This window comes from Kitasatospora sp. NPDC032757 (assembly GCF_055579305.1).
In genome coordinates this window covers 234,603-253,665 of sequence record NZ_JBVINN010000001.1, presented here as the reverse complement: position 1 = coordinate 253,665, position 19,063 = coordinate 234,603, and the positions used below count along the sequence as shown (strand labels likewise).

General features: G+C 74.3%; 16 protein-coding genes. 7 read left to right on the top strand and 9 right to left on the bottom strand.

Annotated elements, in window-relative coordinates:
* Nucleotides 1-144: 144 nt before the first annotated feature.
* Complete coding sequence (locus ACZ5WK_RS01070; protein ID WP_465543673.1) at nucleotides 145-1,104, top strand: slipin family protein; 960 nt, start codon at nucleotides 145-147, stop codon at nucleotides 1,102-1,104.
* A 142-nt stretch (nucleotides 1,105-1,246) separates the two neighbouring features.
* Nucleotides 1,247-1,711 (top strand): CBS domain-containing protein, encoded by a 465-nt coding sequence (locus tag ACZ5WK_RS01065; protein ID WP_465543671.1) that lies wholly within the window; start codon nucleotides 1,247-1,249, stop codon nucleotides 1,709-1,711.
* A 59-nt stretch (nucleotides 1,712-1,770) separates the two neighbouring features.
* Here ACZ5WK_RS01065 and ACZ5WK_RS01060 read toward each other — a convergent pair whose 3' ends face one another.
* Complete coding sequence (locus ACZ5WK_RS01060) at nucleotides 1,771-2,184, bottom strand: PaaI family thioesterase (protein ID WP_465543669.1); 414 nt, start codon at nucleotides 2,182-2,184, stop codon at nucleotides 1,771-1,773.
* Between the two features lie 263 nt (nucleotides 2,185-2,447).
* Here ACZ5WK_RS01060 and ACZ5WK_RS01055 point away from each other — a divergent pair, with 263 nt between their 5' ends.
* Nucleotides 2,448-3,281: an SAM-dependent methyltransferase gene (locus ACZ5WK_RS01055; RefSeq protein WP_465544332.1), complete on the top strand. Its 834-nt coding sequence runs from the start codon at nucleotides 2,448-2,450 to the stop codon at nucleotides 3,279-3,281.
* A gap of 177 nt (nucleotides 3,282-3,458) precedes the next feature.
* Here ACZ5WK_RS01055 and ACZ5WK_RS01050 read toward each other — a convergent pair whose 3' ends face one another.
* Nucleotides 3,459-6,365 carry an FAD-binding and (Fe-S)-binding domain-containing protein gene (locus ACZ5WK_RS01050; protein ID WP_465543667.1) on the bottom strand — a complete coding sequence of 969 codons (2,907 nt, stop codon included), beginning with the start codon at nucleotides 6,363-6,365 and terminating at the stop codon, nucleotides 3,459-3,461.
* Nucleotides 6,366-6,490: 125 nt separating this feature from the next.
* On the opposite strand from ACZ5WK_RS01050, the gene ACZ5WK_RS01045 reads away from it, so the two are divergent.
* Complete coding sequence (locus ACZ5WK_RS01045; protein ID WP_465543665.1) at nucleotides 6,491-6,754, top strand: hypothetical protein; 264 nt, start codon at nucleotides 6,491-6,493, stop codon at nucleotides 6,752-6,754.
* Nucleotides 6,755-6,940: 186 nt separating this feature from the next.
* The gene (locus ACZ5WK_RS01040; protein WP_465543663.1) at nucleotides 6,941-7,144 is read left to right on the top strand and encodes a hypothetical protein; all 204 of its coding nucleotides are present in this window, start codon (nucleotides 6,941-6,943) and stop codon (nucleotides 7,142-7,144) included.
* A 6-nt stretch (nucleotides 7,145-7,150) separates the two neighbouring features.
* Here the strand turns inward: ACZ5WK_RS01040 and ACZ5WK_RS01035 are convergent, their stop codons facing one another.
* On the bottom strand, nucleotides 7,151-8,182 hold the full coding sequence (locus ACZ5WK_RS01035) for a glycosyltransferase family 2 protein (RefSeq protein ID WP_465543661.1): 1,032 nt from the start codon (nucleotides 8,180-8,182) through the stop codon (nucleotides 7,151-7,153).
* A 250-nt stretch (nucleotides 8,183-8,432) separates the two neighbouring features.
* A complete protein-coding gene (locus tag ACZ5WK_RS01030) occupies nucleotides 8,433-10,013 on the bottom strand; it encodes an MFS transporter (RefSeq protein ID WP_465543659.1) in 1,581 nt (526 codons plus the stop codon).
* A gap of 109 nt (nucleotides 10,014-10,122) precedes the next feature.
* Here ACZ5WK_RS01030 and ACZ5WK_RS01025 point away from each other — a divergent pair, with 109 nt between their 5' ends.
* Nucleotides 10,123-10,737, top strand: coding sequence for a TetR/AcrR family transcriptional regulator (locus ACZ5WK_RS01025; RefSeq protein ID WP_396323967.1), 615 nt, complete (start codon nucleotides 10,123-10,125; stop codon nucleotides 10,735-10,737).
* Nucleotides 10,738-10,919: 182 nt separating this feature from the next.
* Here ACZ5WK_RS01025 and ACZ5WK_RS01020 read toward each other — a convergent pair whose 3' ends face one another.
* The 3 genes from ACZ5WK_RS01020 to ACZ5WK_RS01010 all read right to left on the bottom strand — a co-directional run bounded on the left by ACZ5WK_RS01020 (nucleotide 10,920) and on the right by ACZ5WK_RS01010 (nucleotide 14,718).
* Nucleotides 10,920-11,630 carry an aggregation-promoting factor C-terminal-like domain-containing protein gene (locus tag ACZ5WK_RS01020; RefSeq protein ID WP_465543657.1) on the bottom strand — a complete coding sequence of 237 codons (711 nt, stop codon included), beginning with the start codon at nucleotides 11,628-11,630 and terminating at the stop codon, nucleotides 10,920-10,922.
* A 567-nt stretch (nucleotides 11,631-12,197) separates the two neighbouring features.
* On the bottom strand, nucleotides 12,198-13,106 hold the full coding sequence (locus ACZ5WK_RS01015; RefSeq protein ID WP_465543655.1) for an EI24 domain-containing protein: 909 nt from the start codon (nucleotides 13,104-13,106) through the stop codon (nucleotides 12,198-12,200).
* A gap of 151 nt (nucleotides 13,107-13,257) precedes the next feature.
* Nucleotides 13,258-14,718 carry an amino acid permease gene (locus ACZ5WK_RS01010; protein WP_465543653.1) on the bottom strand — a complete coding sequence of 487 codons (1,461 nt, stop codon included), beginning with the start codon at nucleotides 14,716-14,718 and terminating at the stop codon, nucleotides 13,258-13,260.
* Nucleotides 14,719-15,016: 298 nt separating this feature from the next.
* Here ACZ5WK_RS01010 and ACZ5WK_RS01005 point away from each other — a divergent pair, with 298 nt between their 5' ends.
* Complete coding sequence (locus ACZ5WK_RS01005) at nucleotides 15,017-16,216, top strand: metallophosphoesterase (RefSeq protein ID WP_465544329.1); 1,200 nt, start codon at nucleotides 15,017-15,019, stop codon at nucleotides 16,214-16,216.
* A 15-nt stretch (nucleotides 16,217-16,231) separates the two neighbouring features.
* On the opposite strand, the gene ACZ5WK_RS01000 is transcribed toward ACZ5WK_RS01005, so the two are convergent.
* Together ACZ5WK_RS01000 and ACZ5WK_RS00995 are read right to left on the bottom strand one after the other, a co-directional pair.
* Nucleotides 16,232-18,499, bottom strand: coding sequence for an MMPL family transporter (locus ACZ5WK_RS01000; protein WP_465543651.1), 2,268 nt, complete (start codon nucleotides 18,497-18,499; stop codon nucleotides 16,232-16,234).
* Nucleotides 18,500-18,670: 171 nt separating this feature from the next.
* Nucleotides 18,671-18,931, bottom strand: a complete 261-nt coding sequence (locus tag ACZ5WK_RS00995; RefSeq protein WP_465543649.1) for a hypothetical protein — start codon at nucleotides 18,929-18,931, stop codon at nucleotides 18,671-18,673.
* Nucleotides 18,932-19,063: the final 132 nt, after the last annotated feature.

Sequence of the window (19,063 nt, the reverse complement as noted above, 5' to 3'; positions counted from 1 at the left end):
TAGGGCTTGGGCCGCCACGGCTGCGGAGTCCGCGCGTTCCGGCGGGGCCCGCGCAGGCGTAGCGTGGAATCAGCTGCTCCGGCGGCCACCGGCTGGGCCGGGCCGGCGACGCCGGGACTCGCCGGTGCGCGCGAGGAGGCCGTGATGGGCGTCGATGTGGTCGTGGGAGTCATTGTCGCTGTGATCCTGCTGGCGGCCGTGGTGGCCGGGCTGAGCCTCCGGGTGGTCCAGCAGTTCCAGCGCGGCGTGGTGTTCCGCTTCGGCAAGGTGCGCGACCAGGTGCGGGATCCGGGGCTGGTGATGCTGATGCCCCTGGCCGACCGGCTGCGCAAGGTGAACGTGCAGATCGTGACGATGCCGATCCCCGCGCAGGAGGGCATCACCCGCGACAACGTGACCGTGCGGGTGGACGCGGTCGTCTACTTCCGGGTGGAGGACCCGGTGAGGGCGACCGTCAACGTGCAGGACTACAACTTCGCGATCTCGCAGGTCGCACAGACCTCGCTGCGGTCGATCATCGGCAAGAGCGAGCTGGACGACCTGCTGGCCAACCGCGAGCCGATCAACCAGGGCCTGGAGTTGATGATCGACAGCCCCGCGCTCGGCTGGGGCATCGAGATCGACCGGGTGGAGATCAAGGACGTCGCCCTGCCGGAGTCGATGAAGCGCTCGATGTCCCGGCAGGCGGAGGCCGAGCGGGAGCGCCGCGCGCGGATCATCACGGCGGACGGCGAGTACCAGGCGTCGGCGCGGCTGTCGGAGGCGGCGGCGGTGATGAGCGCGACCCCGGCGGCGCTCCAACTGCGGCTGCTGCAGACCGTGGTGGAGGTGGCGGCGGAGAAGAACTCGACGCTGGTGCTGCCGTTCCCGGTCGAGCTGCTGCGGTTCCTGGACAGCGCCGCCGAGGTGCAGCGGCAGTCGGCCGCGAAGGGGGATGGGGGCGGGGAGGAGGAGGCGGCGGCCGGTCCGGTCGCGGACGGGCCGCGGCTTCCGCCGGTGGAGCAGCTCGAACTGCCGCCGCTGGAGGAGCTGCTGGAGCACTCGCCGCTGGAGCCGCCGGCCGACCCTCCGCAGAACGGGGGGCGCCCGGAGGCGTCGGTCTAGGTCCCGCCCGACGGGTCGCTCTCCGGCGCGAACCGTCGGAACGTCTTGGCGGGCCACGGCGGGCCCGGTGGCGGCACCCGCGGGGCCGGACCACGATGGAGTGAGCGGCAGCGGCAGTGACAGGCACGTCAGGAGGCCGATCATGACCAGAGCCAGCGACATCATGCACCCGGGCGCGGAGTGCATCCGTGAGCACGAGACGCTCGCCACCGCAGCGCGGATCATGAAGGAACGCGACGTCGGGGCGCTGCCCATCTGCGGCGAGCGGCAGAAGCTGCTGGGCATCGTCACCGACCGGGACATCGTGCTGAAGTGCGTCGCCGAGGGCCGCGACCCGGCGGAGGTCACCGCGGGCGAACTGGCCCAGGGACGGCCGATGACGGTGGAGGCGGACGAGGACGCCGAGCAGGTGCTGCGGGTGATGGAGCAGTACCGGGTGCGCCGGCTGCCGGTGATCAACCACCCGGAGCACGAGCTCGTCGGGATGATCAGCGAGGCCGACATCGCCCGGGGGCTGCCGCAGGCGCGGCTGGCGGAGTTCGTCTCGGCGGTCTGCGCGGAGGAGAACCCGAGGTCGACGGAGGTGCAGCAGCCGCAGGGCGCGTAGCGGTGCCGGGCCGGTAGCGGCGGGCCGGCAACCGCGGGGCGCGTGCCCGGCGGGAGGGCTCAACCGGCCAGCGCGTACACGGTGGTGGCGTGGGCGGCGGGCTCGTCCTCGCCCTCGGCGGTCAGCGTGATGTCGAGGAAGGCGATCCGCCGCCCCAGCTTGGTGACCTGCGCATGCACCAGGACGTCGCGGCCGGTGACGGCCCGCTGGAAGCTGGTCGACTGCTGGACGGTGGTCATCGGCCCGAAGCCGCCCAGCGCCGCGGAGACCGCGACGACGCTCGCGGTGTCGGCGGCGGCCATCAGCGCCTGACCGGACAATCCGCCGCCCTCGCGCGCCAGTCGGTCGGACCACGGCAGCCGCAGCACGGCGTGCCGCGGGCCGGTCTCGGTCACCGAGAGGCCGAGCGCCTGCACCCAGGGGGCGAAGTTGTCGGCGAGGATCCTGTCCGCCTCGGCGGTGGTCAGCGTCATGCCGTCATTGTGGCGCGCCGGGGAGGGCGGTGTCAGTGGTTCGCCCGGTGTGGGCGCGCCCCCGGTGCGGGCGTCGCAGGGGCGCGGCCGTGCAGCGATGCCCCGATCCCGGAACTGACGGCCCCTGTTCGGGAGTCACCGTTACCATGCGCACGAAGGCGCACAGTGGTGCACCACGGCGCACGACGGCGCACCACGGCCTGCCACCGGGGGCGGCCGGTGCCGGGGCGGCGGGTGATCGGGAGGGGCGAGCGATGTCGAACATGGGCTGGGTGTCACGGAATCCGCGCGAGGAACGCTGGCCGGCGGTGGATCTGCGGATGGACGTGCCGCACTCGGCCCGGGTCTACGACTACCTCATCGGCGGCAAGACCAACTTCGAGCCGGACCGGACGGCGGCCCACGCCTCGGTGAACGCCTGGCCCGCACTGCCGGTCTCGATGCGCACCACCCGGACCTTCATGCAACGGGTGGTCCGCAACCTGGTGGAGGAGCACGGGGTCCGCCAGTTCCTGGACATCGGGACGGGCATCCCGACCTCCCCCAATGTGCACGAGGTCGCGCAGGGCATCGCACCGGAGACCCGGGTCGCCTACGTCGACAACGACCCGATCGTGCTGACCCACGCCCGGGCCCTGATGTCGAGCACCGAGGAGGGCCGGACGTGCTACGTCGACGCCGACCTGCGCGACCCCGACGCCATCCTCGGCGCACCGGAGCTGCGCGAGGTGCTGGACCTGTCGCAGCCGGTGGCGCTCTCGCTGATCGCGATCGTCCACTTCGTCCTCGACGAGGACGACCCGCAGGGCATCGTGCGCCGGTTCATGGACGAGCTGGCCCCGGGCAGCTTCCTCGCCCTGACCGTCTTCACCGGTGACACCGACCCGGTGGGGGTCGGAGGCGTCGGCCGTGAGTACAACGCGCGGGGCATCCCGCTGCAGATCCGCGACAGGGAGGAGACACTCGCCTTCTTCGACGGGTACGAGCTGCTCGACCCGGGCGTGACGCTGGTCCACCACTGGCGGCCCGACGCGGACGACGCCCCGGTGCGCGACCGGGACATCGCGATGTACGGGGGCGTGGCGGTCAAGCGGTAGGGGCGCGTACCGGCTCGCGGTCGGCTCGCGGAGGCCGCGAGCCGCAGCCCCGCCGCCGTGGCGCGGGCGGGCACCGCCCGGTGCGCCGGTGCCCGGGACCGGGCGCTTCGGGGCTACCCGCCCTCGTCGTCGGTGGCGTCCGGCACGGCCGGCCGGTGCGGGTGGGGCGCCGGATCGTCACCCGTCCTCGTGCAGCGCCCGCTGCATCAGCTCCGCCAGGTGCAGCGACTGCCGCCCCTCGGCGAGCTGGGAGATCTGGGTGCGGCAGCTGAAGCCGTCGGCGAGGATCACGGTGGACGGTGCGGCGGCCCGGACCTCCGGGAGCAGGACGCGCTCGGCGATCGCCTCCGACACCTCGAAGTGGCCCCGCTCGAAGCCGAAGTTGCCGGCCAGGCCGCAGCAGCCGGAGTCCAGTACCCGGTTCCGCAGGCCCATCCGGGCCTCGACCCGGCGGTCGGCGGCGGTGCCGAGGACGGCGTGCTGGTGGCAGTGGGTCTGGGTGATCGCGTCGACGGGGGCCCGGGGGAGCGGGGCGTCCGGCGCGTACTGGTCGACGAACTCGGCGAAGGTGCGGGTCCGCCGGGCGATCGGGCTGCCGTCGGGGCCGAGCAGGCGGGGCACGTCCTCGCGCAGGGTGGCGGTGCAGCTCGGGTCCATGCCGACCACCGGGGTGTCCTCGGGCAGTCCGGTGGCGGCCAGCGCCCGCAGGCTGCGGCGCATCACCCGCCGGGCGGTGCCGAGTTGGCCGGTGGAGTACCAGGTCAGGCCGCAGCAGACCGGGCCGGACGGCAGGCGGACGTCGAAGCCGAGGTGTTCCAGCACCTCGACGGCGGCGCGCAGCACGTTCGGCTGGAGGTGGTCGGAGAAGGTGTCCGGCCAGAGCAGGACGGGCCGGGCGCCGGCCGGGGCCGGGTGGGCGGCGCGGTGGCGGCGGTACCAGCGGGTGAAGGTCTCGGGTGGGAAGACCGGGACGACCCGGCGCCGGTCCACCCCGCCGAGCCGCTTCAGCAGCCCGGCCGCCGGGGAGCGGGCGGCCAGGTTGGCGGCGCCGGGGGCGAGGGCGACCGCCCGCAGCCAGAGCGGCAGCCAGCCCATCGAGTAGTGGGGGAGCGGCCGTGGCCGGTGGCGGTAGTGCTGGTACAGGAACTCGGTCCGGTAGGTGGCCATGTCGACGTGGACCGGGCAGTCGCTCGCGCAGCCCTTGCAGCCGAGGCAGAGGTCCAGCGCCTCCCGGACCTCGGGCGAGCGCCAGCCGTCCGTGATCGCTCCCCCGGAGGCCCCCACGCCGCCGCGCAGCATCTCGGCGAGCAGCCGGGCGCGGCCCCGGGTGGAGTGCCGTTCCTCGCCGGTGGCCATGTAACTCGGGCACATCACCCCGGTATCGGGGTCCACGCACTTGGCCACGCCGACGCAGCGGCGCACCGCCTTGGCGAGGCTGCCGTCGTCCTGCTCGTACGGGAGGGCGAGCGGCAGTTCGCGGACCGGCCCGGCGAATCGCAGGTCGGAGTCGAGCGGGCGAGGGTCGACCAGGGCGCCCGGGTTGAGCAGGTTCCCGGGATCCCAGACACGCTTGAACTCGCCGAACAGGGCGATGATTTCGGGCCGGTACATGCGCGCCAGCAGCTCGCCCCGGGCCTGCCCGTCGCCGTGCTCGCCGGAGAGCGAACCCCCGTACGAGACCGCGAGATCGGCGGCCTGCTCCATGAACTCCCGGAACACCAGTACCCCTTGGGGTTCGGTGAGCGGGAAGTCGATCCGCAGGTGGACGCAGCCCTCGCCGAAGTGCCCGTACGGCACTCCGCGCAGGCTGTGCCGGCGCAGCAGGGCCCGCAGGTCGCGCAGGTAGTCGCCGAGGCGCTCCGGCGGGACGGCCGAGTCCTCCCAGCCGGGCCAGGCCTCGCCGCCCCCGGGCAGCCGGGTGACGATCCCGGCGCCGGCCTCGCGCACCCCCCAGAGCTGGCGCTGCTCCCCGTGGTCGGTGACCACGGTGACGGTGGCGGACCGCTCGCGCCGTACCGCGTCGGCGAGTCGGCGCGCGGCGTCGAGCGCCTCGGCCGCGGTGGCGCCGCCGGCCTCCAGGAAGAGCCAGCAGGCGCCCTCGGGCAGCCGGTCCAGGGCCGGCGGGCGCGGCCCGGCGGCGAGCAGTGCGGCGATCAGGTCGGCGGCCATCCCCTCGACGGTCAGCGGACGCAGGGGCAGCAGCGCGGGGACGGCGTCGGCGGCGGCGGTCTCGTCGGGGTAGCCGGCCACCACGAGGACGCGGACCGGCGGGTCCTCGACCAGCCGGACGGTCGCGCCGAGCAGCAGCGCGCAGGTGCCCTCGGTGCCGGTGAGCGCCCGGGCGAGGTCGTACCCCCGCTCGGGCAGCAGCGCGTCCAGCGGGTAGCCGGAGGTACGGCGGGGCAGGTCCGGCATGCCCTGGCGGATCAGGGCGAGATTGCGGTCGGTGAACTCCCGGAGTTCGCGGTGGAGCCGGCCGGCCCGGCCGGGCAGCTCCAGCAGTGCGGCGCGCGCGTCGGGCCCGAGCGGGCCGCCGACGGTCAGCTCGGTGCCGTCGGCGAGCAGCAGGTCCAGCGACTCCACGTTGTCGGCCGTCCGTCCCCAGGCCACCGAGTGCGCGCCGCAGGAGTCGTTGCCGATCATTCCGCCGAGCGTGCACCGGCTGTGCGTGGACGGGTCGGGCCCGAACCGCAGCCCGTGCGGGCGGGCGGCCCGCTGGAGGTCGTCCAGGACGGCGCCGGGCTCGACCCGGGCGGTGCGGCGTTCCGGGTCCACCCCGAGCACCGCGCCCAGGTGACGCCGGAAGTCCAGGACGACGGCGCCCGGGCCGATCGCCTGCCCGCCGATGCTGGTCCCGGCCCCGCGCGGCACCACCGGCACCCCGTACTGGAGGCAGAGCGCGAGCGCGGTGCGCACGTCGTCCAGGTCGGCCGGCTTGACCACGCCGAGCGGCAGGTGGCGGTAGTTGGAGGCGTCGTGGCTGTAGACGGTGCGCTCGGCGGCGCCGAAGCGGACCTCGCCGCGCAGCGTGGCGGCCAACTCCCGGGCGAGGTCGGCGCCGGGGGTGGCGGACGGTCGGCTCACGGTGGACCTCCCGGGGTGGGGCGGGCTGGCGTACCGCCGCCGATCATCGCAGCCGGGCCCCCGCCCGCGGTACGGGCCACCCCGGAGTACCTCCGACGGGGTGTCATCTGGCAGGGTCGGGTGTCATGATCTCCGAGAACGAGGCCGGCGCCACCGCCGGAACCAGCCCCTACCTCGCCGGCCTGCCGATCGGTGAGCGGCCGCCCTTCCCGGTCGACGGCGCCCCGTCCTGGGACATCTTCCCGTACGAGGGCGAGCTGCGGACCAAGGTGCTGGACGCGTCCGAGCTTCCCGAACCGCCCGCCAGGGCGAGGACGGGCCGGAGAGCTGCAAGCAGTGCGCCCGCCCGGACGCGGACTTCCTCTGGACGGACGAGCGCTGGCGGCTGAGCACCGCCGAGGCCCCCTCCGGACTGCCCGCCGTCGTCCTCCTCCAGCCGCGCGCCCACCACGACCTGTTCGACCTGCCGCCCGGGCGCGCCGCCGAGCTGGGCCCGATGCGGATGGGGGCACCTCCCAGCCGAAGGCTGGGGGAGGGTCGAGGCGGCCCTGCTCTCGCTCGGCGGCATCGCCCGGGTGCACGTCAACAGGTGGGGTGACGGCGCCGCGCACCTGCACCTGTGGCTGATCGCCCGGCCCGAGGGCATGATGCAGCTGCGCGGCTCCACCCTCCCGCTCTGGATGGACCTCCTGCCGGCGCCGTCCGCCGAGGCGTGGGCCGCGACCGCCCGGCGGATCGCCGCCGCGATGGCCGAGGGCGGCGGCACGGCCCACGTGTGACCGCCGTCAGGAGGCCTTGCGCCGCGCCGAGCCGGTGAGGGTGCCCTTGGCGATGTGGGAGAGCTTGGCCATCTCGAACGCCGGGTAGGCGCCGCCCGCCAGGAGGGAGAACTTCACGCCCTCGCGGCCTCCGGGCCGGCGGTGCCCGGCCGGGAGGAACCGGCGGTGGTGCTCGGCGGCGCGGTGGAAGAACTGCGGACGCTCGGCGCGCGACACGCACCCGGCGAGGTCGAAGACGAAGAGGTAGTGCCGGACCATCCGGATGAACAGCGCGTCCCGGACGGCGTCCAGCTCGGGACGCTGCGCCACCAGCTCGTCCAGCAGCGCGAAGCTCCGCTCGTACTGCTCGAAGATGTCGAACCGGCTGCTCCCGGGCGAGCCGGTCGGGTGGACGGTCTCGCGGCGGCGCAGCTGGGCGCAGGCGCGCGGCAGGACGGCGATCCGCCGGGCGGTCAGCATCGCCGCGTGGACCGGCGGGATCTCCTCGTACCGGCCGTCCGGGAAGGTGAGCTCCCGGCCCTGCCAGTGCTCGCGGCGCAGCAGCCGGTCCCAGGCCAGCGCGGGCGCGCCGACCAGCTCGGGGCGGTCCAGCGGCCCGGACACCTCCGGCCCGGCCTCGGCCAGCAGCGCCTCCGCGCCGCCCGGCCAGTCCCGCCCGCCGTGCCGCCGGGTGTGTCCGAACAGCAGCACGTCCACCGGCCCGGTCTGCTCCAGCCGGTCGGCCAGGGACTGCAGGGCGTCCCGGGGCAGCAGGTGGTCGGCGTCGAGGAAGAGCAGGTACTCGCCGCGCGCCCGGGCCGCGCCCGCGTTGCGACTGACGCCGACGCCGACGGAGGCGTCCAGGTGGAGCGCCGTGATCTGCGGGTGCCGGGCCGCGAACGTGTCGACGAGCCCGGCCGGGGAGTCGGGGGACCGGTCCGCGACCACGATGACCTCGAAGTCGCGGAAGGACTGGGCGAGCAGCGAGTCCAGGCACTCCGGGAGCTGTTTCTGCTGGTCGTAGGCGGGGAGTACGACGCTGATCAGAGGTGAGGGCATGAGGCCGGAGCGTAGGAGCGGACGCGGGAGGTGGCAAAGGCCTGACGCCCCGTAATTCTGAGCAATACCCGTCAAATCGTACGAGCGTGCGCCATATCTTCACCCGTCGTGCCGGGCGCGTCCACGTCAGCACCGCACCCGGCGTTCCGCGGGGGGCCGGGCACCCGGGCGGCGGTGGCCGCGGGTGTTCGGCGGGCCGGCCACGGCGGACCGGCCGCGGTGGGCCGCCGCGGCCGGACCGGCCGGCGTCTCAGCGGTCGTCGTCCGTCGGCCGAGCCGCCGGCGCGCCCGTCTGCCCAGCCGCCGGCCGGTCCGGCCGCCGGAGCAGGAGCGCCACCGCGACGGCGGCCAGCGCCGCCACGCCCGCCCCGGTGAGCAGGGTGACGTGCATGCCGTCGACGAACGCCGCCCGGGCGTGCCCGGCCACCGGGCCGCCGATGCGGGCGGCGGCGGCCAGCGAGGAGCGGGCCGCGTCGGCCAGCTGCGGCGGCAGACCGGTGACGTCGAGGTTGCTCCGGTAGCCGGCGCCGAGGACGCTGCCGAGGACGGCGATGCCGAGGGCGCCGCCCAGTTCGCGGGAGAGGTCGTTCATCGCCGAGCCGACGTTCTGCAGCGAGTGGGGCAGCGCGTCCGTGATGGCGGTGGTCGCGGGTGTCATCGCCAGCCCCGAACCGGCTCCGAGCAGCAGGAGGGCGGCCGCGAGCAGCCCGTACGGGCTGTCGGCGCCCAGCCCGCCGATCGCGGCCATCGCGGCGGCGATCAGCACCAGCCCGGTCACCCAGGGGCCGCGGTCGCCGAAGCGGGCGGTCAGCCGTGGGGAGAGGCGGGACAGCGGCACCATCGTCACGGCCATCGGCAGCATGCCGACCGCCGCCACCAGGGCGGTGTCGCCGCGCACCAGCTGGAGGTACTGCATGATCACGAAGATGTAGCCGAAGAAGGCGAAGAACTGGCACGTGATCGACAGCGAGCCGGCCGCGAACCGGCGGTTGCGGAACAGCCGCGGGTCCAGCAGGGGGTGGCGGCGCCGCAGCTCCCAGGCGACGAAGCCGGCCAGGACGGCCAGCCCGGCCGCGATGCCGCCGAGGGTCACCGGCGCGCCCCAGCCGTGGGTCGGCGCCTCGATGACGGAGTAGACCAGCGCACCGAGGCCGGCCATGACCAGCAGGGCGCCGATGGCGTCCAGTCGTGGGGCCTTCGGGTCGGCCGACTCGGGCACGAAGAGCAGCGTCCCGGCCAGCGCCACCAGCGCGAGCAGCACGTTCAGCAGGAACACCGAGCGCCAGGACCAGAGCTCCAGCAGCGTCCCCGAGGCGAGCAGGCCGACCACCGCACTGGCCCCAGCCACGGCCGCCCAGACGCTGACGGCCCGGGCCCGCTGGGCACGCGGGAAGGTGCCGGTGATGGTGGAGAGGGTGGCCGGCATGACCAGGGCCGCGCCCACGCCGAGCAGGCCGCGCAGCGCGATGAGCACGGTGGGTTCGGTGGTCAGCGCGGCCAGCCCGGAGCCGGCGCCGAACAGGGCCAGGCCGACGAGCAGCGCGCGGCGGCGGCCGAACCGGTCGCCGAGCGCCCCCGCGGGCAGCAGCAGCGCGGCGAACACCAGGCTGTAGGCGTCGATGATCCAGGAGAGCTGGGTCTGGCTGCCGTGCGTCTCCCGGGCGATGTCGGGCAGTGCCACGTTGAGCGAGGCCATCGCGGCGACCACCGTGGCCAGCGCGAGGCAGGTGACGAGCAGGACCAGCCCGTGACGGACGGCCGGTCCGCCGGGGGCGGCGTCCGGGGGTCGGGCGGCGGCCCCAAGGCTTGTCCCGGGATCGGTGACGGTCATGGCGGGTGTCCTTCTCTCCGTGGCGAACGGGCGCCGGCCCCCCGGGTGCGGGGCGGGGCCGGCTCGATGCGGCCAGAGTGGGCGCGCCGCCGCTAGGATTTCAACCGTGATGAATAAGTCGCCGCGCCGAGGCCGGCGGACGGGCAGCCCCGACACCCGCGCCCAGATCCTCGACGTCGCGCGCCGGCGGTTCCTCGCCGAGGGCTACGAGGCCGTCACGCTGCGCTCGGTGGCCGCCGAGGCCGGCGTCGACCTCGCACTGATCAGCTACTTCTTCGGCTCCAAGAAGGGCCTGTTCGGCGCCGCGCTCGCACTGGCCACCAACCCCGCCGAGAGCCTCGCCCTCGTCCTGGAAGGCGAGGTGGAGACCCTGCCGGAGCGGGTGCTGACCCGGCTGCTGCACGTCTGGGACGACCCGGAGAACGCCGCCCCGCTGCGCGCCATGCTGGGCGGCGCCGCCCAGGACCCGGCCGCCGGGGTGCTGGTCAGCGAGGTGGTCCAACGCGAGATGATCGACCGGATCGCGGCCCGGATCGGCGGTGCGGACGCCCGCCGGCGCGCCTGCGAGTTCGCCTCCCACCTGGGCGGCCTGATCATGGCCCGGTACGTGCTGCGCCTCGAACCGGTGGCTTCGCTCCCGGCTGATGAAATCGCCCGCAGCTACCTCCCGGCCATGCGCCACGCCCTGCGTGTGCGGCCCGCACCGCCCCGCGCGGGCCGGTAGGCGGAAGCGCCCGGTGGCCGGAGAGGCCCGGTGCATGGGAAGGGCCCGGTAGCCGGAAAGGCCCGGTGCGTGGGAAGGGGCCCGCAGGCGGGGACGCGGCCCGGCGGGCGGGAAAGCCGGAGACCCCGCGCGGAGCTCCGCGCGGGGTCTTCAGCACATGCCGGGGTCGGCCTGGTACCGGCCTAGTACCAGTGGTGCGACTGCCAGAACGACCAGGCGCCACAGGGGCTGCCGTAGCGGGAGTTCATGTAGTCCAGGCCCCACTTGATCTGGGTGGCCGGGTTGGTGCGCCAGTCGGAGCCGGCGGAGGCCATCTTCGAGCCGGGAAGGGCCTGGACCAGGCCGTACGCGCCGGAGGAGGCGTTGACGGCGAGCGGGTTCCAGCTGCTCTCGTGGGAGACGATGTTGCTGAAGCACTGCAGCTGGCCGGCCGGGACGATCTGGGCGGCGATGTCGCGCGGGCTGCCGGAGTAGCTCGGCTTGGCGTTGAGGGCCGGGCGCTGCTGCGAGCGGGAGGCGGCGGCCTGGGCGTCGGCCTTGGCCTTGGCGTCCGCCTGGGCCTTCGCGTCGGCCTCGGCCTGTGCCTGGGCGGCGGCCTGGGCCTGGGCCTGGGCCTGGGCCTGCGCGGCAGCGGCGGCGTCCGCCTCGGCCTGCGCCTGGGCGGCGGCCTGCGCCTGGGCGGCCGCGGCGGCGTCGGCCTGGGGGGCCGGCGCCTGCTCGGCAGCCGGCTGCCCGTCCACGGAGACCCCGGAGACACCGGCCACCGGGGCGGCGGCCTCGGCGACGTTGCCGCCGCTCTGCGGGATGGCGAGGGCGGCGGTGGCCGCGCTCGCCACCACGAGGGTGGTGATACCGGTGATCAGCGAGTTGCGGCGGGCATGGCTGAGCTGCATGGAGCGGGCGATCCTTTTCCGTCGGGGGCCGTGTCGGGGGCGCGGTGGCATCCGGCACGCGGGGCGGGGCTCGGGTGAGCGGGGGCCCGCAATGCCGTCCGGGACGGCCATGGCACCCCGGCGGTGAAGGCGGGGCGGGCGGGGTGCGCGGCGGCCGTGGGGCCGTCCGCGCTGCCTGGCGACGGGCCATTCTTGGCAGAGCGCGGCGCGGGCGGCAAAGGCGCCGGGTACTACGCGCAGTAGTGGCCGACGCGTGGGAAACGGCGAAGCGCCCGGCCGGAGCCGGGCGCTTCTGGGATAATTTGTCCGATTTGTTCAAGCAGGGGGTGAATCGCTTGCACCGTCGGCGAACGATCGGCCCGAACGGGCCCGCCGCCTGCGTTCTTCGGGCCTCCCGCCGGTTCCCGGCCGGCCGCGGGCCGGTCCGACCGGCCCGCATCCGGGCCTCCGGGCCGCCTCCGCGTGCGGCCGGCCACTATCGACGGTAGTAGGCGCGAGAGGCGCTGTGGGCGGCTTCACACCCGGGCCGCCCGCGGATGGGCGCAGGGTGACCGGCCGGTCACCGGATCAGTGGCTCCGGTACGGGTTGTGCTCGGCCGCCACCGGAGCGTTCGCGTACGGGTTGCCGGGCACCGGCCGCTGCTCCGTGTACGCCGGGTAGGAGGGGAAGCCCGGGGCGGGCCCGTCGGCGGGGCCGTCCACCTCTTCCTGCTCCCCTTCCTCCTCGCTCCCGGCCTCCTCGACCGGCACCAGGTCCCGGGCCAGCAGCGTGGCCCCGGCGACGGCGCCCGGCATGGCCAGAACGGTGACGAACGGGACCAGGAAGGCCAGGATCAGCGGCACGCCGAAGCCGAGCGCCAGTCCGAGGCGGGCGCGCAGCAGCCGGATCCGCTCGCGCTGCGGCACCCCGCGCCGCTGGAGGGCGACCGCGGTCAGCTCGACCGCGATGAAGAAGCCGGAGACCAGGAAGCCGGCGACCGGCACCAGCGTCTGCCCGACCACCGGGATGAACCCGCAGGCGAACAGCAGGATGCCGAACCCGGCCACCCGCACCAGCACGTACAGGCTGTCGCGCGCGGAGACCACCAGCTCGCGCCAGAGCGGCACGTCCGGCGGGGTGGGTGCGCCGCCCTCGCTCTCGTCCACCTTCTCGCAGAGCGACTCGTAGAACGGCTGGCCGACCAGGAGCGTGACGGCGGTGAAGGTGATCAGCGAGATCAGCAGCCCGCCGCCGAAGACGATCAGCGCGAGCGCGCCGCGCAGCAGGCCCTGCCAGGGCGAGCCCCAGTCGTCGGCGAAGGGGGTGGCCCAGGCGGCGAGGTCCTCCGACCAGCCGCCGAGGAACCCCAGCGCCACCGCGTACCCGATCAGGGTGAGCAGTGCGGGGATCATCCCGAACGCCCACCAGCGGCCGTGCCGCCCCACCCACTTCTGGCCCTCGGCCAGGTACTTCGTCCCCGCCACAAGATCTCGCATAGGGGAAAAGCGTAGGGGCCGGCCGCCGGCAGGTCATATCCGCCTCGTCATGGTCCGGTGCCGAAGCGGAGTCCGAGGGGGAGACGGCACCGGGCCCGGGAGCCGTCACAACGACTCCCGGGCCCGGTGTGCGCGGGCGGCGCGGTCCGGATCAGGAAACCGGTGCCACCGCCGCGGCCCGCCGCCGGCGGCCCACCACGGCCGATGCCGTCAGCACGATGGCTGCGGCGACCAGCGACAGGTACATCTGCTTGCGCCCGTCGGCGTCGGTGAACATGTACGCCATCACGAACCCGATCATGCCGATGGCGGCCCAGGTGAGGTAGGGGTACAGCCACATCCGCACGGTCAGGCGCTCCGGCATCTCGTTCTCGATGATCTTGCGCATCTTCAGCTGGGAGAAGCAGATCACCAGCCAGACGAAGAGCGCGACCGCGCCGGAGGAGTTGAGCAGGAAGGAGAAGACGGTGTCGGGGGAGGTGTAGTTGAAGAAGACGGCGACGAAGCCGAAGACCACCGAGGAGAGGATGGCGACCAGCGGCACGCCGCGCCGGGTCACGGTGGCGAAGGCCTTGGGCGCGTCACCGCGCTGGCCGAGCGAGAACGCCATCCGGGAGGCGGTGTACATGCCCGAGTTGAGGCAGGAGAGCACGGCCGTCAGCACGATCACGTCCATCACCTGGCCGGCGCCCGGGATGCCGACGTGCTCCAGCACGGCCACGTACGGGCTGCCCTTGACGGCGTCGGAGTCCCACGGCAGCAGGGTGACCACGAGCAGGATCGAGCCCAGGTAGAAGACGCCGATCCGCCAGATCACGCTGTTGGTGGCCTTGCTGACCGCCTTCTCCGGGTCCTCCGACTCGCCGGCGGCCAGGGTGACGATCTCGCTGCCCATGAAGGCGAAGACGACTGTCAGCATGCCGGTGAAGACCGCTCCCACACCGTGCGGCAGGAAGCCGCCGTGGCCGGTCAGGTTCTCCGTGCCGACCGCGTGGGTGCCGGGCAGCAGCCCGAACGCGGCCAGGACGCCGATCACCAGGAAGGCGGCGATCGCCACCACCTTGATCCCGGCGAACCAGAACTCGAACTCACCGTAGGAGGCGACCGAGAAGAGGTTGGTGGCGGTCAGCACCGCCATCACGATCAGCGCCCACCCCCACTGCGGTACGCCGGGAACCCAGTTGTTGAGGATCTTCGCTCCGGCGGTGGCCTCGACGGCCAGCACCACGACCCAGAAGAACCAGTACAGCCAGCCGATGGTGAACCCGGCCCAGCGGCCGAGCGCCCGGTCCGCGTACGCGGAGAACGAGCCGCTCTGCGGGTCCGCCGCGGCCATCTCGCCGAGCATCCGCATCACCAGCACGACCAGCACACCGGCCAGCGTGTAGGAGAGCAGGATGCCGGGACCGGTGGACGCGATGCCCGCGCCGGAGCCGACGAAGAGGCCGGCGCCGATCACGCCGCCGATCGCGATCATCGACAGGTGGCGGTTCTTGAGCCCGGGCTTCAGGTGCCCGTCGGCGCCGAGGCCGGGTGTGCCGTGGCCGTGGTCTGGCCGGGTGCCGGCGTCGACCGACGGCTTCTCGGCCGAGGTGGTGGTTTCCGCACTCATGTGAGGGTGTCCTGTTGCCTTTCCAGCGCGGCTGACCCTCGGCTCGTGCACCGGAGGGTGGGGGACGGACCCGCGCATTGCGGTGCAACCTAACTTCTACCTACGAGTATCGGAACAAGGCCCCGGAAATTGTTCGCTCAGCGGACACAAAAGGCCAGGTCAGGGCGGGTGAACAGATGTCGCGGAAAGCTCAAATCTGAGCCAGCGTCAGGCAGTTCGGGCCTGCGGAGGGCCTCCGGAAAGTCTCCGCGGGCCCGCTGCGGAAGCCCGTCGGCGGGCCGTGAATACTGGCCGCGTGATGATCGTCCTCGTGGTGCTCGGCCTGCTCGCCGTCCTGGCCGTCCTGGCCCTCGCGCACTGGTACCTCTGGCGGCGCCTGGTGCGCGACGTCTCCGCGTCCGGTGGCTGGTGGCGCCGTACCGGGACGGTGCTCGCCGTCGTCCTGCCGCTGCTCGCGGTGGGCGCGCTGGTCGGCGGGCGGAAGCTGCCGATGTCCGTCGAGCGCCTGCTGGCCTGGCCGGGGTACCTCTGGCTCGCCGTGCTGCTCTACCTGCTGATGGCGTTCGCGGTCGGTGAGGCCGTCCGGCCGCTGCTGCTCCGGCTCCCGCGTCGATCGTCGCCGGCTCCCGCCGGAGAGCGCCGGTCCGGCGAGGCGCCGCAGACCGCCCCCTCGCCCGAGCGCCGGCTCTTCGTCGCCCGGACGGTCGCGATCGGCGCCTCCGGCGCGGCGGCGGCCATCGTCGGCAACGGCGCGTACGGGGTGCTGCGCGGGCCGCGGCTGAAGCAGGTCACCGTGCCGCTGGCCAAGCTGCCCGCCCGCGCGCACGGCTACCGGATCGCCGTGGTCAGCGACATCCACCTCGGCCCGATCCTCGGCCGCGGCCACACGCAGCGGATCGTCGACACGATCAACGGCTCGCAGCCCGACCTGATCGCGATCGTGGGCGACCTGGTGGACGGCACGGTGCCCGAACTCGGCCGTGCCGCCGAGCCCTTGGCACAGCTGCGGGCGCGCGACGGCGCCTACTTCGTCACCGGCAACCACGAGTACTTCTCCGGCGCGGCGCCCTGGGTGGACTTCGTCCGCGGGCTGGGCGTCCACCCGCTGCAGAACGCGCGCGTCGAGCTGCCCGGCTTCGACCTGGCCGGGGTGAACGACCTCGCCGGGCGCTCCGAGGGCGACGGCCCGGACTTCGCCAAGGCGCTCGGCGACCGCGACCGCTCCCGCACCTCCGTGCTGCTCTCGCACCAGCCGGTCACCATCCACGACGCCGTGCGGCACGGCGTCGACCTGCAGCTCTCCGGCCACACCCACGGCGGCCAGCTCTGGCCCGGCAACTACCTCGCCGAACTGGCCAACCCCACCGTCGCCGGGCTGGAGCGGTACGGCGACACCCAGCTCTACGTGACCCGCGGCGCCGGCGCCTGGGGTCCGCCGGTCCGGGTCGGAGCCCCGTCCGACATCACCATCGTCACGCTGGTCTCCCTCAACGCCTGAGGGTGCCGAACCTGGTCACGACCGCTCACCCTCGGTGTCGATGTGCGGCAGGATCCGGTCCAGCACCCGGGGCGTCCACCAGGCCGCCGGACCGAGCAGGGTCATCACGGCGGGCACCAGGAGCAGCCGCACGACGGTGGCGTCGATCAGCACGCTGACGGCCAGCCCGAGGCCCATCATCTTGATGACGATGTTGTCGCTGACGATGAACGCGGCGAAGACGCTGACCATGATGAGCGCCGCGCAGCTGATCACGCGGGCGGTGATCTCCAGGGCGTGCGCGACGCTGCCCCGGCTGTCCCCGGTGCGCAGCCAGGCCTCGTGCACCCGCGAGAGCAGGAAGATCTCGTAGTCCATGCTGAGGCCGAAGACGATGGCGAACATCATCATCGGCACGTAGCTCTCGATCGGCACGGTGCCCGACACCCCGAGCGCGGGACCGCCCCAGCCCCACTGGAAGACCGCCACGACGACGCCGTACGAGGCCGCGATGGAGAGCAGGTTGAGGACGGCGGCCTTGACCGCGATCAGCAGGCCGCGGAAGACGACGAGGATGATCAGGAAGGCCAGCCCGACCACGATCGCGATGATCGGCAGCAGGCGCGCGGCGACGATGTCGCCGAACTCGACCTGGGCGGCGGTCGTTCCGGTCACGTACGCCCGGGCGCCGGTGCCCGCCACGGCCTGCGGCAGGACGGTGTCGGACAGGTCGTTCACCAGGTCGGTGGTCTTCCGGTCCTGCGGCCGCTGCGCCGGCGTGACGGTGGTGAACAGCACGTCGCCGTCGGAACTGCTCTGGACCGGGGTGACGCCGGCCGTGTCGGGCACGCCGGCGAGCGCCTGCTGCACGGAGCTCTGCAGCGCAGGGCGGGCGTCGGCCGGGACGGTGGTCTGGTCGACGACCACGGTGATCGGACCGTTCGAGCCGGGGCCGAAGGCGTCCGACATCAGGTCGAAGGCGCGCCGGTCGGTGAAGGAGGTCGGGTCGGCCCCGTCGTCGATGTGGCCGAGCTGGATGGAGAAGAGCGGGATGGCGAGGACGCCGACGGTGATCACCCCGGCGGCCAGGAACCACCAGGGGCGGCGCTCGACCCGCTGGGCGTAGCGGTGCCAGCTGCCGGTGATCTCCTCGCCGGGTGCGGCCCCGGTCTCGGCGACCGGCCGGTGCACCGTCCAGCGGTCCATCCGGCGGCCGATCAGGCCCATCAGCGCGGGGAGCAGGGTCAGCGCGGCCAGCACGGCGGAGACCACCGTCACCCCGGCGGCGGCGCCGAGCTTGGCGATGAAGTTGACCCGCGAGACGACCAGGCCGGCCAGGGCGATGACCACCGTGCAGCCGGAGACCAGCACCGCCCGGCCGCTGGTGGCCACCGCGTGCCCGGCGGCCGGCACCGGGTCCTTGCCGTCCATCAGGTCCTGCCGGTGCCGGGTGAGCAGGAAGAGGGCGTAGTCGATGCCGACCCCGATGCCGATCATGGTCGCCAGGGTCGGGGCCACGGTCGCGAACGTGGTGGCCGCGGCCAGCAGGCCGAGCAGCCCGAGGCCGACGACGGCGCCGATCAGGGCGGTCACCAGCGGCAGGCCGGCCGCGATGACGCTGCCGAAGCCGATCAGCAGGACGACGATCGCGACCGCGAAGCCGATCAGTTCGCTGAGCCGGTCGTCGGGGGCCGGACGCGCCAGCTCGCCGAGCGGCCCGCCGTACTCGACCTCGACCCCGGCGTCCCGCAGCGGGGCGACGGCCGCGTCCACCTCGTCGAGGAAGGCGTCGCCCAGGGTGGTGGGGTTCACGTCGAAGCGGAGGGTGATGTAGCCGGTGAGGCCGTCCGTGGAGAGCGGGCCGCCGGGCGGGGCCGGCTGGCCCGGGGGCGGCAGCGGGCTCTGCGCGGACTGCACGTGCGGCAGTTGGCGCAGCGAGCCGACCGCCTGGTCGACCTGGCTCTGGAAGGAGGTCAGCGGCTGGGCGTCGTGGAGCACCACCTGGGCGCTGGTGCCGCCCACCGACGGCTCGTGCTCCTGGAGGACGTTGCGCCCCTCCTGCGCCTGGGTGTTCGAGAGCGAGAAGTCGTCCGAGAACGTCCCGCCGACCGCCCGGTCGATCACCTGGACGCCGGCCAGTGCGACCAGCCAGAGCACGATCACGAGGACCGAGTGGCGCGCGCACCACTCGCCGAGGGCGCGCAGGGAGCTGCGCCTCGGCGCGGGCGAAGGGCGGTCGGGGCGGGGGGTGCGGGGGGCGGGGCGGGGGGTGCGGGGGGCGGGTCCGCCCGGGGACGAGGGCATGAGCGCTCCTGGGGCGGGGGTGACGTTCCGTCACGCGAACTCGGGCGTGGGCGCGGAGTCCCGATGCTAAGGAGCGGAGCGGCCCGGCCCCGGCTGATCAACCGGTGACACGCGCCGGTGCCTCCGTTCGGCGGGTCGGGCCCGTCCCGGCCCGGCCGCGCCGCGGGGGCCTCACACCGGGCGCACCTCCAGCAGGACGATGCGCCCGCCCGCCGCCGGCTGCTCGTCCCGCTGCCCGTCCGCCGCCGCCGGTCGCCCGTCCGCCGGCCGGCCGGGGAGGCGGGCGGCCAGGATGCGCGGGATGTCGCTCTCCTGGGAGTACCCGGGCACGACCGTCACCTCCGCCCGGCGCACCCCGGGCTCCCCGGTGACGGTGTACGCCACCGTGTACGTGGTCCGGTCGGGCGGCGGGGGCGGCTGGGTTCCCGGCATCGCGCCACCTCCTCGTTCCGTCCGCCCATTGTCCGCCGGGACGGGCCCGCGCGGGATCGTGTGGCCGATCCGGGTGAATCCGGGCAGAGTGGGAAATCTCCGGTAGGGGGACCTCCGGGAAAGGGGTGACCC

Bases quoted from the DNA above. Each gene is read 5' to 3' on its own strand.
- ACZ5WK_RS01070 (WP_465543673.1), top strand. From the start codon at position 145: ATGGGCGTCGATGTGGTCGTGGGAGTCATTGTCGCTGTGATCCTGCTG.
- ACZ5WK_RS01060 (WP_465543669.1), bottom strand. From the start codon at position 2,184: ATGACGCTGACCACCGCCGAGGCGGACAGGATCCTCGCCGACAACTTC.
- ACZ5WK_RS01055 (WP_465544332.1), top strand. From the start codon at position 2,448: ATGGGCTGGGTGTCACGGAATCCGCGCGAGGAACGCTGGCCGGCGGTG.
- ACZ5WK_RS00995 (WP_465543649.1), bottom strand. From the start codon at position 18,931: ATGCCGGGAACCCAGCCGCCCCCGCCGCCCGACCGGACCACGTACACG.
- ACZ5WK_RS01020 (WP_465543657.1), bottom strand. From the start codon at position 11,630: ATGCAGCTCAGCCATGCCCGCCGCAACTCGCTGATCACCGGTATCACC.
- ACZ5WK_RS01045 (WP_465543665.1), top strand. From the start codon at position 6,491: ATGATCTCCGAGAACGAGGCCGGCGCCACCGCCGGAACCAGCCCCTAC.
- ACZ5WK_RS01015 (WP_465543655.1), bottom strand. From the start codon at position 13,106: ATGCGAGATCTTGTGGCGGGGACGAAGTACCTGGCCGAGGGCCAGAAG.
- ACZ5WK_RS01035 (WP_465543661.1), bottom strand. From the start codon at position 8,182: ATGCCCTCACCTCTGATCAGCGTCGTACTCCCCGCCTACGACCAGCAG.
- ACZ5WK_RS01065 (WP_465543671.1), top strand. From the start codon at position 1,247: ATGACCAGAGCCAGCGACATCATGCACCCGGGCGCGGAGTGCATCCGT.
- ACZ5WK_RS01010 (WP_465543653.1), bottom strand. From the start codon at position 14,718: ATGAGTGCGGAAACCACCACCTCGGCCGAGAAGCCGTCGGTCGACGCC.
- ACZ5WK_RS01000 (WP_465543651.1), bottom strand. From the start codon at position 18,499: ATGCCCTCGTCCCCGGGCGGACCCGCCCCCCGCACCCCCCGCCCCGCC.
- ACZ5WK_RS01030 (WP_465543659.1), bottom strand. From the start codon at position 10,013: ATGACCGTCACCGATCCCGGGACAAGCCTTGGGGCCGCCGCCCGACCC.
- ACZ5WK_RS01005 (WP_465544329.1), top strand. From the start codon at position 15,017: ATGATCGTCCTCGTGGTGCTCGGCCTGCTCGCCGTCCTGGCCGTCCTG.
- ACZ5WK_RS01025 (WP_396323967.1), top strand. From the start codon at position 10,123: ATGAATAAGTCGCCGCGCCGAGGCCGGCGGACGGGCAGCCCCGACACC.